This is a genomic window from Kineococcus gurbantunggutensis (assembly GCF_050871925.1).
In the GTDB taxonomy this organism is placed as follows: domain Bacteria; phylum Actinomycetota; class Actinomycetes; order Actinomycetales; family Kineococcaceae; genus Kineococcus.
The window spans coordinates 24,463-38,763 of sequence record NZ_JBJLSG010000005.1 but is presented as its reverse complement, the minus strand read 5'-3'; the positions used below and the strand labels follow the sequence as shown (position 1 = coordinate 38,763).

Below are 14,301 nucleotides of genomic sequence, written 5' to 3'. Positions count from 1 at the left end.
CCGCCTGCGCTCCGGCGGGCCGGGAGGGTCAGGCCCGGGCCCCCGCGGCGGGTTCGCCGGCGGCGGGCCCCCCGGCGGCGGGGGCGTCCAGCCCCAGCAGCTCCCGCCAGCGCCGGCCGCGCTCGCGCCAGGTGTGCCCGGCGGCGAAGGCGCGGCGCTCGCCGGCCCCCCGCGCCGAGGGGCCGGCGGCGACCAGCTCGGCGACCGCGGCGGCGAAACCCGCCGCGTCGTCGACGACGCGCACGCCGGGCGCGTCCAACCACTCCACCGCGTCCAGCCGGCTGGACACCACCGGCAGGCCCGCCGCGAGGTACTCCAGCACCTTCAGCGGGAAGCTGGCGCGGTTGAACTCCGAGAGCGTGTACGGCATGACGCCCACCCGGGCGCGGGCGAGCACCCCGGCGACCTCGCCGGCCTCGCGCGGGCCCAGCCAGCGCACGCGCGGATCGGCCACCAGCCGCTGCCAGGCCGCGTCCTGCGTGAACGTCGGCTGGCGCGGGCCGACGACGACGAGGTCGGTGCCGGTGCGCACCAGCTCCTCCAGCCACCCCAGGTCCAGGCGGTCGGAGACCATCCCGAGGAACACCGCGAAGGGCCGCTCCCCCTCCGGCGCGGGACCCGGCGCGGGACCCGGCGCGGAACCCTCCGCGACAGCACGCGCGGCACCCTCCGCGGCGACGGGCTCGGGGGCCCCGGCGGGCACCAGGTGCGCGGTGCGCCCGCGCTCGGCGGCCAGGCGCAGCAGGCGCGGGGAGACCACGACGACCTCGTCGGCCAGGTCCAGGCTGCGCTCGCGCCCGGCGCGCAGCCGCGCGGCCGGGACCCCGACGAGCCCGGCGCCGGCGACGTAGTCGTCCTTGACGAGGAACGCGGTGCGCGCCCCCAGCGCGCGGGCGGCGCGGGCCAGCGGGCCGGTGACGTCCTGGGCGGTGACCACCGCGCGCGGCCGGCGCCCGTCGCGCAGGCACGCCGCCAGCAGCGTCAGCGCCACCACGGGCGCGTTGAGGCGGTGCAGGCCGCGGCGGCGGCTGGCCGGCGGCACCCACGGCGTCACCACCCGCACGCCGCGCGGGGCGCGCACCGGGCCGCGCCCGGCGCGCAGCCCGTCGCGCCGGGTCCACACCGCCGTGGGCGGCTGCACGAAGAGGACGTCGTGGTCGCGGGCCAGCTCCTCCGCCAGGCGCTGCTCGTACAGCCGGTGCCCCTCGAACGCGGTGCTCGACAGCAGCGCCACCAGGGGGCGGCGGTGCGCGCTCACGCCACCTCCCGCAGCAGCTGCGCCAGGTCGGCGGCCATCCGGGCGGTGGAGAAGCGCTCGCGCACCAGGGCGGCGCCGCGCCGCCCCACCTCGGCGGCGCGCTGCGGGTCGGCCAGCAGCTCGCGCACCGCCGCGGCCAGGGCCGCCGGGTCCCCGGGCGGCACGAGCAGGCCGGTCTCGCCGTCGGCGACGTAGTCGTCCATGCCGGCGGTGCGGGTGGTCACCACGGGCAGGCCCACGGCCATCGCCTCCAGGGTGGCGGTCAGCCCGGAGCAGTGGACGTTCGGCACCAGCGGCACCACCGCGACGGCGGCGGTGCCGTAGAGCTGCTCGCGCAGCGCGACGTGGTCCAGCTGCACGGTGCGCGAACCCTCCCCGGCCTCGACGGGGCGGCGGGTGGCGATCGTGAGGGAGGCGCCCGGGTGGGCGGCGCGCACCGAGGGCCAGGCCGCGGCCAGGGTGGCGTAGTCGCGGTGCCGGTCGTTGCCGACGGAGACCACCGCGCCCGGCGCGGGAGCGGTGGTGCGGAGGGTCCAGAAACCCGTGTCGACGCCCTGCGGCACGTGCCGCACGTGCGGCCCGCCCAGGCCCCAGGAGGCCAGCACCGGCAGCTGCGCGCGGGAGAGCACGAACAGCCCCGCGGCGCGCGGCAGGAACCGGCGGGCCAGCGCCCGCGCGGCGCGCGGGCCGGGGTCGGTGCACCACACGACGCCGGAGACCACCGGGCGGCGCCGGCCGGCGGAGGCCAGCGCGGGGACCCCGATGCGCTCCTCCCACGTCAGCAGCGGCCCGGCGCCGGCCCAGGAGCGCCCGCCGAAGCGCAGGCCGTCCAGGAGCCTGCCGGAGACGCGCTCCACCGGGTTCGCGGGCCCGACGCCCAGCAGCTCCGGGGCGAACCCGTGCTCGGCGAGGCGGTCCAGGCCGTAGGGGAAGCGGTCCGGGACCAGGCCGGCGGCGTGCCGCTCCGGCCAGCCCGCGGTGTGCGCGGAGGCGACCGCCACCTGCACGGGCACCGCGGCCGCGCCCGAGCGCGCCGGCGGGCCGGGCAGGGTCCCGGGGCTGCTCACGGCGCGGTCACCAGCGGCGAGCCGAGCAGCTCGCGCGCCAGGTCCACGGCCTCGTCGGCCGTGGTGGCGGTGCGCGTCAGCTCGCTGCCCGACGTCCACGCCTCGCGGAAGTCGCGGATCTTGCCGTAGGAGTTGTCCAGCACCACGTGCGGGATCCCCAGCAGCAGGCACAGCACGTGCCCGTGCAGCCGGTCGGTGACGACGACGCGGCCGCGGCTGAACGTGCGCACCCCCGCGGCGAGGTTCTGCCGGGCCATCGAGGAGTACGCGGCGGTGACCCCCTCGCGGAACCGCGGGTACTGCGGCCACACGTCGCCGAAGTTCCCGCCGCCGTGCAGCAGGACCGGGGCGGTGCCGCTGCGGCGGCGCAGGGCCCCCTCCCGCAGGGAGTGGTGCTCGCACGTGTAGGCGACACGGGTGCCCGCACGCGCCAGCAGGCGCCGCTCGCCGAGCCAGATGAGCGAGTCGCCGACGTTGCGGTGCCCGGGGAAGTCCAGCAGCGCGACGCGGGCGGGCCCCACGGTCCCCGCCACCGCCCCGTGCCACCGGTCCGCGAGGTCGTGGACGAGGCCCGCGTCGGGCCGGGGGTCGTTCACGCGGAGGTCGCCGGGGCGCCGGTGCCGCGCGTCACCGGTGCGGGGCGCCACGCGCACGGCAGGTACACCCCGACGAACACCGCCCGCGCGGTGGTGTGCGCCAGCAGGTACCGCACCCGATCCAGCGGCGTGCGCAGCACCCCCTCGCGCACCGGCGGCTCCACCAGCGCGCGCACCGCCAGCCGCGCGTGCGCCACGGCCACCCCGGCGAAGTGGCGGCGGCCCAGCCCGCGCGCCAGGTCCACGTCGCGCCGCCCGCGCGCCACCCGCAGCGTCTTGGCGCACATCTGCGACCACGTCGAGCGCGCGGGGTGGTGCACGACCGCGGCGCCGGCGTAGCCCTGGGCGCCGCCGCGGGCGGCGAGGCGCTGGCCCCACTCGGCGTCCCCGCGCGACCTGAGCGCCGCGTCGAACGGGCCGACCTCCGCCAGCGCGGAGCGCCACGTGAACAGGTTCGCGGTCACGGCGAAGTTCTGCTCCGCCAGGTAGCGCTGCTGCGGGAAGGCGTGCGCGGCCTCGTACAGCTCCCACGCGGTGCGCGGGCGCCCGGCCGGGAACGTCAGCTCCACGGCGCCGCCGACCATCGCCAGGTGCTCCCCCGTGCGCCGCAGCGCCTCGACGCCGCGGCGCAGCCAGTCCGGTTCGGGCGTGCAGTCCGCGTCGGTGAACGCGACCACCTCGCCGTCGGCGCGCGCCAGGGCGCGGTTGCGGGCCCGGTAGGAACCCGGCACCGGCTCCGACAGCAGGAGGAACCGCTCGTCGTCCGGCAGGGCCGCCGAGACGTCCTCGCGGGAGGCGTTGTCCACGACCAGGACCTGCACCCGCTCCGGCGGGTAGTCCTGCGCGAGCAGCGCGGCCAGGCACCGGCGCAGGTCCTCCACGCCGTCGTGCACGGGCACGACGACGCTCACGGTCGGCGCGACGGGCCGGGTGGAGGGCGTTGCGGCCTCCCGCTCGACGGACGAGTGCAGGGTGGTCACGCGGCGGCATCCTGCTACGCCGGGTGCCCAGAACGCAACGCCGAGTGTGCGACGATGCGCCCACCACCAGCTCCCGGAAGGACGCCCGTCCCATGCCGAGCGCCGAGGCGACCAGCGCGCCGACCGTCGACGTCGTCGTGCCGGTCAAGGACGACCCGCGGCTGGAGGCGTGCGTGCGCGCCCTGCTCGCCCAGGACCACCCCGCCGACAGGCTGCGCGTCCTGGTGGTGGACAACGGCTCCCGGCACCCGCGCACCGACCTGGCCGACCTCGACCCCCGCGTGAGCGTGCTGTCCGAGCCGCGGCCGGGCTCCTACGCCGCCCGCAACGCCGCCGTGGCCCGCGCCACCGGCGACGTGCTCGCCTTCACCGACTCCGACACGCTGCCCGAGCCCTCGTGGGTCTCCGGCGCGGTGCGCGCGCTGGGCTCCGGCGCGCGCGTGGTGGCCGGCCGGGTGCGGGTGTACCCGCGCGACCCGCGGCGCCCGCACCCCGTCGAGGCGTTCGAGGTCGTCAACGCCTTCCGCCAGGACCGCACCGCGCCGCGCGGCCTCGCCGTCACCGCCAACCTCGTCGTGCCGCGCGAGGTCTTCGACGCGGTCGGCCCCTTCGACGCCGACCTGCCCTCCGGCGGGGACGCCGAGTGGTGCGCGCGCGCCGTGGCCGCCGGCTTCCCCCTGACCTACGTCGCCGACGCCGTCGTGGCCCACCCCGCCCGCGCCTCCTACGCCGAGGCGTGGAAGAAGCTGTGCCGCGTCCAGCACGGCCGGCAGCTGCGCGTGCGCAACGGCGAGCAGCCCCCCGGCGCGCTGAGCGCCAGGGCGTTCGCGCCGCCCGTCGGGGCGTTCGCGCGGGCCGTGCGCGCCCCCGAGCTCGACGGCGCCCGCAGCCGCCTCGCCTACGTCGTCGGCGCCTTCTACGTGCGCTACGGCCGCGCCGCGGCGGCCGTGAAGTACCGCTGAGCGGGCCGGGCGTGGGGACGAGCGCGGGCACCGGCCGCGTCGACGCGCTCACCCTGGCGCGGGAGGGGCGGGCCCGGCGCCGCCGGCTCGGCGCGCTGCCCGCCCTGGTCGCCGAGGCCCTGCGGCTGTGCTGGGCCGCGCGCCGGCGCGACCTGCTGCTGGTGTTCGGCGTGCAGCTGCTGGGCTCGGCGCTGCTGGGCGTGCAGGTCCTCGTCGGCCGCGAGGCCCTCGCCCGCGCCCTGGGCGGCGCCGGCACCGGCCCGGCCGTCGTCGCCGACCTCGCCGGCCCGCTGCTGCTGCTCGCCGGCGTCAGCCTCGTCGCCGGGTTCTCCGGCGCCGTGCGCGGGCAGCGGCTGCGGCTGCTGTCCGAGGCCGTGCAGCGCGCCGTGTGGGGCCGCGTCCTGGACGTCACCACCGCCGTCGAGCTGGACCGCTTCGACGACCCCGCCTTCTACGACCGCCTGCAGCGGGTGACCACCAGCGCGGTCTCGCGCCCCGTGGGCGTGGCGCAGGGCCTGGTCGGGATCGTCGGCGGCCTCGTCGGCAGCGCCGGGCTGTGCGCCGCCCTGTGGGCCCTGGAACCGGTGCTGCTGCCGGTGCTGCTGCTCGCCGGGGTCCCGCTGTTCCTGCTCTCCCGGCGCGGGGGACGGCTGGAGTTCGACTTCGCCGTCGCCCAGACCCCCGCCTACCGCGCCCGCGCCCACCTGCGCGACGCCCTCGTCGGGCGGCGCGAGGCCAAGGAGGTGCGCGCCTACGGCCTGGCCCCCGTCCTGCGCGGGCGCTACGAGGAGCTCGCCGGCGCCTACGAGCGCGACCTGCGCCGGCAGGTCGCCCGCCGCGTGCGCCTGGCCGTGGCCGGGCAGGCCCTCACCGCCCTCAGCGTCGTGCTCACCGCCCTGCTGCTGCTGTGGCTGGTCGGCCGCGGCCGCCTGGGCCTGGCCGACGCCGGCGCTGCCGCGGCCGCCGCGCCCCTGCTCGCCTCCCGGCTGCAGGCCCTCGTCTCCGGCGTCGGCGGCGTGCTGGAGTCCGGCCTGTTCCTCGACGACCTGCGCGCCTTCCTCGCCCTGGCCCCGCCCGCCGGCGCCGGCGCGCCCGGCCGGACCCGCCCCGCCGGGCGCTTCGAGCACCTCGCCGTGCGCGGGGTGTCCTTCACCTACCCGCGCGCGCAGCGGCCCGCGCTGCGCGACGTCACCCTCGAAGTGCGCCGCGGCGAGGTCGTCGCCCTCGTCGGGGAGAACGGCTCCGGCAAGACGACGCTGGCGAAGGTCCTCGCCGGCCTGCACCCGCCCGGCGCCGGCACGGTGCTGTGGAACGGCCAGGACACCGCCGGCCTCGACCCGGCCTCCCTGCGCGACCAGGTCGCCGTCGTCTTCCAGGACTTCGTGCAGTGGCGCATGAGCGGGCACGACAACGTGGCCGTGGGCCGCCCCGGCCGCCCCGACGAGGCCGAGGCGGTGCCCGCCGCCGCCCGCCAGTCCGGCGCCGACGCCCTCCTGCGCCGCCTGCCCGACGGATACGCCACCCCGCTGAGCACCGAGCTGACCGGCGGCGTGGACCTCTCCCTGGGCCAGTGGCAGCGCATCGCCCTGGCCCGCGCCTTCTACCGCGGCGCCGAGCTGGTCGTCCTCGACGAGCCCACCGCCGCCCTCGACGCGCGCGCCGAGGCCGAGCTGTTCGCGCAGGTCCGCGACCTCGTCGCCGGCCGCACCGTCGTGCTCATCTCGCACCGCTTCTCCAGCGTCCGCGAGGCCGACCGCATCGTCGTCCTGCGCGAGGGCGCGGTCGACGACGTCGGCACCCACGACGAGCTCGTCGCCCGCGGCGGGCTGTACGCGGAGCTGTACGCGCTGCAGGCGCAGGCGTACCGGGAGGGCTGAGGGAGCCCCCCGCGCTGCCGGGGGTGCCGCGGTCGCCGCAGCGGGTCCCCCGCCCTGCCCGGTGGCGGCACCCGCCCGACCCCCACCGCCCTCGACCACCAGGAGCGGACACCACGCACAGCCAGGGGACCTCTACGCTGGGTGCCCGCCGCACCCCGAGGAGGAACCGTGGACCGCGTCGCCGTCCGGGCCGACGAGCTCGCCTGGAACGAGGTGGACGACCAGATCGTCGTGCTGGACACCGCCACCTCCACGTACCACGCCGTCTCCGGCGCCGGGGTGGTGCTGTGGCCGATGCTCGTGGCGGGCGCCACGCGCGCGGACCTGCTGGAGCGGCTGACGGGCACCTTCGACGTGGACCGCGGGCGCGCCGAGGCGGACCTGGACGCGTTCCTGGCCTCGTGCGCGCCGCTGCTGCAGCGGTCCTGACGTGAGCGCCGGGACGAGCGCGCACCGGGCCGCGCCGCTGCGGGTGCGGGCGCTGCGGGTGCGCCGCCGCACGGCGCGCCGGGCGCACCTGCTCACCGGCGGGGGGCTGCGCGCGGCGTGGTGGGCGGAGCGCTCGCTGCGCCGGGTGCGCGCGGAGCTGCCCGTGGACGGCCTGCGCACCCGGGTGGCGCCGCCGCCGCGGCTGCCGGGCAGCGCCCTGGGCGCGGTGGAGGCGGTGCTGCGCCGGCGGAGGGCGACGTGCCTGCAGCGCTGCCTGGTGGTGCAGGCGTGGCTGCTCGCGCACGGCGAGGCGCGCGAGGCGGTGGTGGCGGTGTCGGTGGCGGACGGGTTCTCCGCGCACGCCTGGCTCGACGGGCACGACGCGGACGAGAGCGCGGAGTTCCGGGAGCTGACGCGGGTGCCGGCGCAGCGGTGAGGCCGCGGTGAGGTCCCGGTGAGGCCGGTCGCCGCGCCCCGCGAGCGCCTGACGCCCCTGGAGACGGTCTGGGGGATGCCGTACGGGCGCCAGCTGGGCGTCGACCCGCTCCCCCGCACCCCTGCGGGCCCGACGGGCCCGGCGGGGCGGGCCGGCGCGGGGGGCGTCTCGGCGCTGCGCGCGGCGGTGGAGGACGCGGTGCTGCCGGCGCTGCGGCGACCGCCGTGCCTGGTCAGCTTCTCCGGGGGGCGGGACTCCTCGGTGGTGCTGGCGGTGGCGACGGCGGTGGCGCGCCGGGAGGGGCTGCCGGACCCGGTGCCGTACTCGCACCGCTTCCCGGCGGTGCCGGACTCGCACGAGTCGCCGTGGCAGGAGCTGGTCGTCGGCGCGCTGGACCTGGGCGAGTGGCAGCGGCCGCGGTGGTCGGACGAGATGGACGTGCTGGGGCCGGTGGCGCGCGCGGCGCTGCGCCGCGACGGGGTGCTGCCGCCGTTCAACGGGCACCTGCACGAGCCGGTGTTCGCGGCGGCGGCGGGCGGCTCGGTGCTCACCGGGATCGGTGGCGACGAGCTGTTCGCGCCGGTGGAGCGCTACCCGGTGGTGCGGGTGGCGGCGCGGCGGGCGCCGCTGCGGTGGCGGCGGGCGCCCTCGCTGCTGTTCACGGCGGCCGCGCCGGGGCGGTGGCGGGCGCGGCGCACCCGCCGGCACCTGCCGGTGGGCTTCGGCTGGCTGCGCCCGCCGGCGGCGCGGGCGCTGCGCGCCGAGCTGGCCCTGGACCGCGCCTCCGAGCCGCTGCGCTGGGACGTCTCGGCGCGCACGTGGGCGTGGCCGGGGCGGATCCTGCAGGTGGCGGCGCGGGCGAAGGAGCGCGCGGCCGGGGCGCACGACGTGCTGGTGGCGCACCCGTTCGCGTGCGCGCCGGTGCTGGCGGCGGCGGCGACGACGTTCGGGTGGGCCGGCCCGCGCGGGCGGGCGGCGGAGATGCCGCGGCACTTCGGGGACCTGCTGCCGGCGCGGCTGTTCGCCCGGGAGGACAAGGCGGGCTTCGACGGGGCGTTCTGGGCCGGGCCGGGCCGGGAGTTCGCGCGGCGCTGGCGCGGCGGCGGCCTGGACGGGGCGCTCGCGGACCTGGTGGACCCCGAGGCGCTGCGCGCGGAGTGGCTCTCAGCGGCGCCGGACCTGCACTCGCTCACCCTGCTGCAGCACGCGTGGCTGGCGCAGGAGGGGGCGGCGCAGGGGGCGGTGCCTGCGCGCTGAGCCGGTGCAGGTGCCCGGCCAGGTGCGCGGCGACGGCCTCGACCTCCTCCAGGCGCCGCGGGCGGGTCAGCCGCACGGCCGGCAGCGCGAGCAGGCGCAGCAGCCCCACCCGGTCCGGCGGCGGCAGGCGCAGCGCCAGGGCGTCGAGCAGGGCGGGCAGGCGCCGCTCGAGCGGCACGTCCCGCACGGCGGTGCCCTCCCCCCAGGCCAGGTGCACGAACCCGCCGAGCTCGACGCCCGCGGCCACGCCCGCGCCGGGGTCGCCGGTGGGGTGGCCGGTGGGGTGGCCGCCGGGCCCGGCGGCGGGCTCGTCCAGGGCGACGCGCCAGCGGCGCCGGGTGCCCACGACGCCGAGGTCGTCGCCGGTGCCGAAGTGCTCCGCGGAGGGCAGGCGCAGGTCGACGCAGCGCGGGCCGGGCAGGGCGCGCGCGCCGTCGAGGACGAGCACGTCGTCGGTGACGGGCTCCAGCCCGGCGCGCACGAGGGAGTACAGGGCGGTGCTCTTGCCGGCGCCGCGGTCGCCGAGCAGCGCCCAGGCCCGGCCGCCGGCGACGACGGCGGCGGCGTGCAGGGCCAGGCGGCCGTGCCAGTGGGCGACGGTGGCGGCGGTGGAGGCCAGGTGGGGGTGCACGACCTCGGCGTCGCTCAGCGCCCGGGCGGTGGCGAAGGTGGTGGCGCGGCGGGCGCGCTCGATGAGGACGCGCCCGCCGCCGGGGACGCCGAGCCAGGCGCGCTCGGCGTCGACGTGGGCGGCGCCGGTCTCGACGTCGTCACCGGGGCCGGGGGCGCGCCGGTGCACGCGCCACTCGGTCTCGCCGCCGCGGGCGGGCAGCAGCAGGTGCGCGGCGCCGGCGAGGTCGGGCAGGGCGAGGCCGTAGGCGGTGCGGACGGGGCCGGGGGGCGCGTCGGGGACCTCGGTGGCCGTGGGCACCCCCGGATCGAACCAGCCCGCCGCCCCGGGCGCACCACCGCCCCTACTCTGCGTGCTGCTGTCGTCGCAGAAGATGCAGCCGATCAAGTGGACGTCGAGTAGTCTCGTCACCACGATCCGCTACGACACGTCGGCAGCCCGCCACCAGGAGGACCCGCGATGGCCGAGCAGTACGTCGCCCCGCGCTTGACCACGCTCGGCTCGCTGGCCGAGCTGACGCTGCGCAACAAGGACTTCGGCCTCAAGAGCGACGGCGACTTCCTGTGCGCCGACGGCCAGGACCTCTACACGGTCTCCTGACCGGCGCCCCACCCAGACCCGGCACCGCACCCAGACCCGGCACCCAGACCCGACCCGGCACCCGGAGGACGACGTGGCCCGACCCTACGAAGCACCGACCCTGACGACGCTGGGGTCCCTGGCGGACCTGACGCTGGCGCCCAAGAGCTTCGGCGCCACCAGCGACGGCGACTTCCTGCAGGGCAGGCCCCTCTACACGGTCTCCTCCTGCGAGTGCACCGGCGACCTCTGAGCAGCGAGCCGCACACCGCCCCGGGCACCGCCCCGGGCACCACCGGGGGCTCCCGCCGCGCGCTGCGCGCAGCGGGAGCCTTCGCGCGCGCGGTGCTCGCCGGCGCCGACCCGGCCGCCGCGCGCGAGGGCGCGCAGGCCGCCGGGCGGCCGGTCGAGGTGGACGCGCTGCGGCGGGTGGCCGTGCACCACCGCGTGGGGCCCTCGCTGGACCACCTGCTCGCCGCCTCCCCCGGCGCGGACGGCCTCGCCCCGCTGCGCGCGGCCACCCGCCGCGCCGCCCTGGTGCAGGGCGCCCGGCAGCTGACCGTGCAGCTGGACCTGCGCGCGGTGGCGCAGGCGCTGGACGGGCTGCCGTGGGCGGTGCTCAAGGGCCCGGCCGCCGCGGCGACCCTGCACGGCGGCGCACCGCGGGAGTTCCACGACCTCGACGTGCTCGTCGCGCCCGCCGCGTTCGGCGAGGCGCTGCGCGCCCTGGAGGCGCGCGGGGCCCGCGCGATGGACCTCGACTGGGCCGGCATCCGCGCCGCCGGCGCCGGCGAGATCGCCGTGGACCTGCCGCGCGGCACCTTCCTGGACCTGCACTGGCACCTGGTCAACCGCCCCGCCCGCCGCTCCCGCTTCCGCCTGGACGTGCCCGAGCTGCTCTCCCGGGCGCGCCCGGCCCGCCTGCTGGGCACCGGGGCCCCGGTGCTGGACCCGGTGGACCAGCTGCACCACCTGGCGCTGCACGCCTGCCTCAGCGGGGCGTGGCGGCTGCTGTGGCTGTACGACCTGCGCCTGGGCGCGGCCGCCACCGGCGCGGACGGCTGGGCGGCGCTGGTGGAGCGCTGCCGCCGCGCCGGCACGGGCCTGGCGGTGGCGATGGCCCTGGGCCGCGCCCGCGCCGTGCTGGGCGCCGAGGTGCCGCCGGCGGTGCTGCGCGCGCTGGCGGGGCGCTCGGCGTGGACGGCGCTGGGCACCGCCGCCACCGCGCTGCGCCCGCCGCACGCGCTGGTCGAGGCGCGGCGCAACGGCGCCGTCGTCTACACCTCCACCGCCGACGGGACGGACGCGAGCGCGCGCGAGCTGGTGGGGGCGCTGCGCCGTCGCGCGGGCTCGGCGGCGGGCTCCGCGGCGGGCGCGCCGGCACCCGTGGGGATGCAGCGGCGGACGGGCGCTGAGCGCGAGCACTACCTCGCGGACGTGGCCGCGGGCCGCACTCGTTGAGAGCTCTCGGCCACGCAGGGTAAGTTCGCGGCGCCACACGCTGACGTCTGGTCGGTGTGCGCGACCGCGCGCCCCGCAACGACCGGTGTCGGGAGGACCGCCCCGTGACCCCTGCCAGCACCCCGCCGCGCCCGGTGGTCGCACGGTGACCGCACCGACGAGCTCGCTGCGGCGGGACACCGCCCGCGGCGTGGCCTGGACGGCCCTGCAGACGTGGACGGTGCGCGCCACCACCGCCGGGGCCTTCATCGTCATCAGCCGGCAGCTGCAGCCCACCGAGTTCGGCCTGGTGGCGCTGGCCATGTCCGTCATCGCGGTGCTCACCCTGCTCAGCGACTCGGGCCTGGCCACGTTCGTGGTGCGCGACGCGGAGCTCGACGAGCGCACCCGCAGCACCGCCTTCTTCACCGGCGTGGCGCTGTCCGTGGTCCTCGCCGCGCTGCTGGCGCTGCTGGCCGGGCCGGTCTCCGCGCTCTTCGACGAGCCCGGGCTCACCCCCGTCCTGCGGGTGCTGAGCCTCGGCGTGGTCCTCACCGGGATCAACAGCGTGCCGACGGCACTGCTGCGACGCGACATGCGCTTCAAGTCGCTGGCCCTGCGCGGGACCGTGGCGACGTTCGCCGGCTCCGCGGTGGCGATCACCCTGGCCCTCGCGGGCGCCGGCGTCTGGGCCCTGGTGGCGCAGTCGCTCGTGCGCGGCGTGGTGAGCGTGGTGGTCATCTGGGCGTCGGCGCGGTGGGTCCCCCGCGCCGTGCCGCACTGGGGGACGGCCCGCTCGATGCTCTCGTTCGGCGGGAAGCTGCTGAGCATCGACCTGCTCAAGCAGGTCCAGACCAGGGGTGAGGAGTTCGTCCTGGCCGGCGTGTCCGGGGCGACGGCGCTGGGGTTCTGGACGGTGGCCACCCGGCTCATGAAGATCGTGCAGGAGACCGGCTCGTCGGTCATCAGCTCGGTGACGCTGTCGACGTTCGCCAAGCTGCAGCACGACCTGCCCCGCCTGCACCGCGCCTACCGCACCAGCATGACCGCGGCCGGCCTGGTGATGTTCCCGGCGATGCTCTTCCTCACCGCGACCGCTCCCGACCTCGTGCCCTTCCTGCTGGGGCAGCAGTGGGCCACCACGGGGACGGTCGCGCAGATCACCGCCGTGACGGCGGCGTTGAGCACCTTCGGGTTCTTCGACCGGCAGGTGTTCATCGCCGTGGGCAGGTTGCGGCCGGAGGTCGTGCTGGTGGCGTGCACGGTGGCGGCGCACGTGCTCATCGTCGTGCTCACCGTCCCCCACGGCTTGACCGCCCTGGCGCTGGGCCTGCTGGTGCGCACGGTGCTGACGCTGCCGGTGCGCCAGGTGCTCCTGCACCGGGTGGCGGGCACGCCGTACTCCTCGGTCCTGCTGCCCTGCCGGGTGCTGCTGGCCGCCGCGGTGATGGCCGGGTGCGTGTGGGGGCAGCAGGTCCTCAGCGCGGGGGCGGACCAGTGGCTGCGGCTGCTGCTGGGCGCGGCGGTGGCGGCGGTGACCTACCCCGTGGCGCTGCTGCTGGTGGCGCGCCCGGCGCTGGAGGAGTTCCGCGGTGACGTCGCGCGGGTGCTGCGCCGCCGGCGCTCGCCCGGTGCGACGGCCGCCAGCGCCGCGGAGGGGGACGCGCGCGTCGGTGCACCGCGGGGGTGAGCGGCGGGCACCGCTGCGGAGCCGGTCAGCCGCGCCGCACCGCGCGCACGGCCAGGGACCTCGCCCGCCCCCGGGCGGCACGGACGCGCTCCCGGGCGAAGCACGACCACGCACCGGGGGTGCGCAGGTGCTCCATCCCGAACTCCGCGGCCAGGCGCCGGGGCACCGGCCTGCCGCCGCGCACCCGCCGCAGGCCGGAGTGGTTCTCCCCCGTGCCGAGCAGGTAGGCCGCGCCGGCGAACGGCAGCGGCGCCAGCGGACGGCCGAGGGCGGCGAAGTGCTCGCGCCCGGCGCGGTGGGAGCCCAGCAGGTCGCGCACCAGCACGGTGCCGAGCCGCTCGACCAGCTCGTCCTGGTCGGTGTCGGGCGCGGGCAGGTCGGCGGGCAGCCGGAACGAGTCGTTGGCGACTACCTCGGAGGTGCCGCAGCGGGAGTCGAAGTCCGGGCACGGCGCCACCAGGCCGGTCTCGGCGGAGACGACGTACCCCCGGTCGACGTACCAGCCGGGGGCGCCCGGGTGCCGGGCGGTGAACTCGGCGATCCGGCGGCTGACGAAGTCGTCGGCGTCCACCTTCATGACGTGGTCGGGCCGGTGCTCCTGCGCGGCCACGAGGGCGGCGGCCAGCTTCGTGCCCTTGTCGCGCAGGACGGCCTCGCGGCCGGTCACCGGCCCGGCGGTGTCGACGGGCGGGGGGAAGCCCACCCGCAGGAAGCGCACGTTGGAGGGGAACCGCCCGGCCGGGACGCGGTTGCAGGCGACCACGACGACGTGGTCGTCGACCGTCTGCCGGCACACCGACCTCAGGGTGCGCCGCAGGAGCTCCTCGACGCGCTCGTAGTCGGCCGAGTTGCGCGGGTGGCGCACGGACGTGATGAACGCGAGCACGGGTCGCCTCCCCCGCCGGGTCCCGGGTCGGCGCGACCCTAGCGCAGGGCCGCGCGGGGCCACCAGGAGTCGCACCACGCTGCGTCCAGAGGGCGACACGCTTCGTGTAGCGTGCGCCTCGGCCGCCGCCGGGCGGCCCACCGCCCCGTCCACCGGGTGCGGGCACCGGGCGCCCCGCGACGGGGACGGCCCGCCACGGGGACGGCACCGAGA

The 14,301-nt window shown here is 78.7% G+C and carries 15 protein-coding genes; 9 read left to right on the top strand and 6 right to left on the bottom strand.

Translation table 11 applies throughout. From position 1 onward, the window contains the following. Positions 1-28 precede the first annotated feature (28 nt). The 4 genes from ACRYR7_RS01505 to ACRYR7_RS01490 are packed head-to-tail and all read right to left on the bottom strand — an operon-like array spanning position 29 to position 3,901. Positions 29-1,258, bottom strand: a complete 1,230-nt coding sequence (locus ACRYR7_RS01505) for a glycosyltransferase (RefSeq protein ID WP_432570303.1) — start codon at positions 1,256-1,258, stop codon at positions 29-31. Next, entirely contained in the window at positions 1,255-2,325 is a 1,071-nt protein-coding gene (locus tag ACRYR7_RS01500; protein WP_432570302.1) for a glycosyltransferase family 4 protein, read from the bottom strand. Before ACRYR7_RS01500 ends, ACRYR7_RS01505 begins: the two co-directional genes overlap by 4 nt. Then, positions 2,322-2,921, bottom strand: a complete 600-nt coding sequence (locus tag ACRYR7_RS01495; protein WP_432570301.1) for a polysaccharide pyruvyl transferase family protein — start codon at positions 2,919-2,921, stop codon at positions 2,322-2,324. Before ACRYR7_RS01495 ends, ACRYR7_RS01500 begins: the two co-directional genes overlap by 4 nt. Beyond that, positions 2,918-3,901 carry a glycosyltransferase family 2 protein gene (locus tag ACRYR7_RS01490; RefSeq protein ID WP_432570300.1) on the bottom strand — a complete coding sequence of 328 codons (984 nt, stop codon included), beginning with the start codon at positions 3,899-3,901 and terminating at the stop codon, positions 2,918-2,920. Before ACRYR7_RS01490 ends, ACRYR7_RS01495 begins: the two co-directional genes overlap by 4 nt. Positions 3,902-3,993: 92 nt before the next feature. Between ACRYR7_RS01490 and ACRYR7_RS01485 the strand changes: the two genes are divergently transcribed. The 5 genes from ACRYR7_RS01485 (at position 3,994) to ACRYR7_RS01465 (ending at position 8,862) form a co-directional block, all read left to right on the top strand. Continuing rightward, a complete protein-coding gene (locus ACRYR7_RS01485; protein ID WP_432570299.1) occupies positions 3,994-4,863 on the top strand; it encodes a glycosyltransferase family 2 protein in 870 nt (289 codons plus the stop codon). Positions 4,864-4,874: 11 nt separating this feature from the next. Continuing rightward, a complete protein-coding gene (locus ACRYR7_RS01480) occupies positions 4,875-6,740 on the top strand; it encodes an ABC transporter ATP-binding protein (RefSeq protein WP_432570298.1) in 1,866 nt (621 codons plus the stop codon). A gap of 168 nt (positions 6,741-6,908) precedes the next feature. Continuing rightward, the gene (locus ACRYR7_RS01475; RefSeq protein ID WP_432570297.1) at positions 6,909-7,169 is read left to right on the top strand and encodes a PqqD family protein; all 261 of its coding nucleotides are present in this window, start codon (positions 6,909-6,911) and stop codon (positions 7,167-7,169) included. Between the two features lies 1 nt (position 7,170). Continuing rightward, positions 7,171-7,605 (top strand): lasso peptide biosynthesis protein, encoded by a 435-nt coding sequence (locus ACRYR7_RS01470; protein WP_432570296.1) that lies wholly within the window; start codon positions 7,171-7,173, stop codon positions 7,603-7,605. 18 nt (positions 7,606-7,623) lie between these two features. Then, entirely contained in the window at positions 7,624-8,862 is a 1,239-nt protein-coding gene (locus ACRYR7_RS01465) for an asparagine synthase-related protein (RefSeq protein WP_432570295.1), read from the top strand. On the opposite strand, the gene ACRYR7_RS01460 is transcribed toward ACRYR7_RS01465, so the two are convergent. Continuing rightward, positions 8,795-9,793 carry a hypothetical protein gene (locus tag ACRYR7_RS01460; protein WP_432570294.1) on the bottom strand — a complete coding sequence of 333 codons (999 nt, stop codon included), beginning with the start codon at positions 9,791-9,793 and terminating at the stop codon, positions 8,795-8,797. The two genes, ACRYR7_RS01465 and ACRYR7_RS01460, sit on opposite strands and share 68 nt — an antisense overlap. A gap of 159 nt (positions 9,794-9,952) precedes the next feature. Here ACRYR7_RS01460 and ACRYR7_RS01455 point away from each other — a divergent pair, with 159 nt between their 5' ends. The 4 genes from ACRYR7_RS01455 (at position 9,953) to ACRYR7_RS01440 (ending at position 13,202) form a co-directional block, all read left to right on the top strand. Then, positions 9,953-10,093 (top strand): lasso RiPP family leader peptide-containing protein, encoded by a 141-nt coding sequence (locus tag ACRYR7_RS01455; RefSeq protein WP_432570293.1) that lies wholly within the window; start codon positions 9,953-9,955, stop codon positions 10,091-10,093. A 73-nt stretch (positions 10,094-10,166) separates the two neighbouring features. Further along, positions 10,167-10,325, top strand: coding sequence for a lasso RiPP family leader peptide-containing protein (locus ACRYR7_RS01450; RefSeq protein WP_432570292.1), 159 nt, complete (start codon positions 10,167-10,169; stop codon positions 10,323-10,325). Then, positions 10,307-11,533 (top strand): nucleotidyltransferase family protein, encoded by a 1,227-nt coding sequence (locus ACRYR7_RS01445; RefSeq protein ID WP_432570291.1) that lies wholly within the window; start codon positions 10,307-10,309, stop codon positions 11,531-11,533. The genes ACRYR7_RS01450 and ACRYR7_RS01445 overlap by 19 nt, the downstream gene beginning before the upstream one ends. Positions 11,534-11,678: 145 nt before the next feature. Next, on the top strand, positions 11,679-13,202 hold the full coding sequence (locus tag ACRYR7_RS01440) for a lipopolysaccharide biosynthesis protein (protein ID WP_432570290.1): 1,524 nt from the start codon (positions 11,679-11,681) through the stop codon (positions 13,200-13,202). A gap of 25 nt (positions 13,203-13,227) precedes the next feature. On the opposite strand, the gene ACRYR7_RS01435 is transcribed toward ACRYR7_RS01440, so the two are convergent. Further along, complete coding sequence (locus ACRYR7_RS01435; protein WP_432570289.1) at positions 13,228-14,088, bottom strand: glycosyltransferase family A protein; 861 nt, start codon at positions 14,086-14,088, stop codon at positions 13,228-13,230. Between the last annotated feature and the right edge of the window lie 213 nt (positions 14,089-14,301).

Excerpts from the sequence above, each read along its gene's own strand:
- ACRYR7_RS01485 (WP_432570299.1), top strand. The coding sequence starts at position 3,994 with ATGCCGAGCGCCGAGGCGACCAGCGCGCCGACCGTCGACGTCGTCGTG.
- ACRYR7_RS01455 (WP_432570293.1), top strand. The coding sequence starts at position 9,953 with ATGGCCGAGCAGTACGTCGCCCCGCGCTTGACCACGCTCGGCTCGCTG.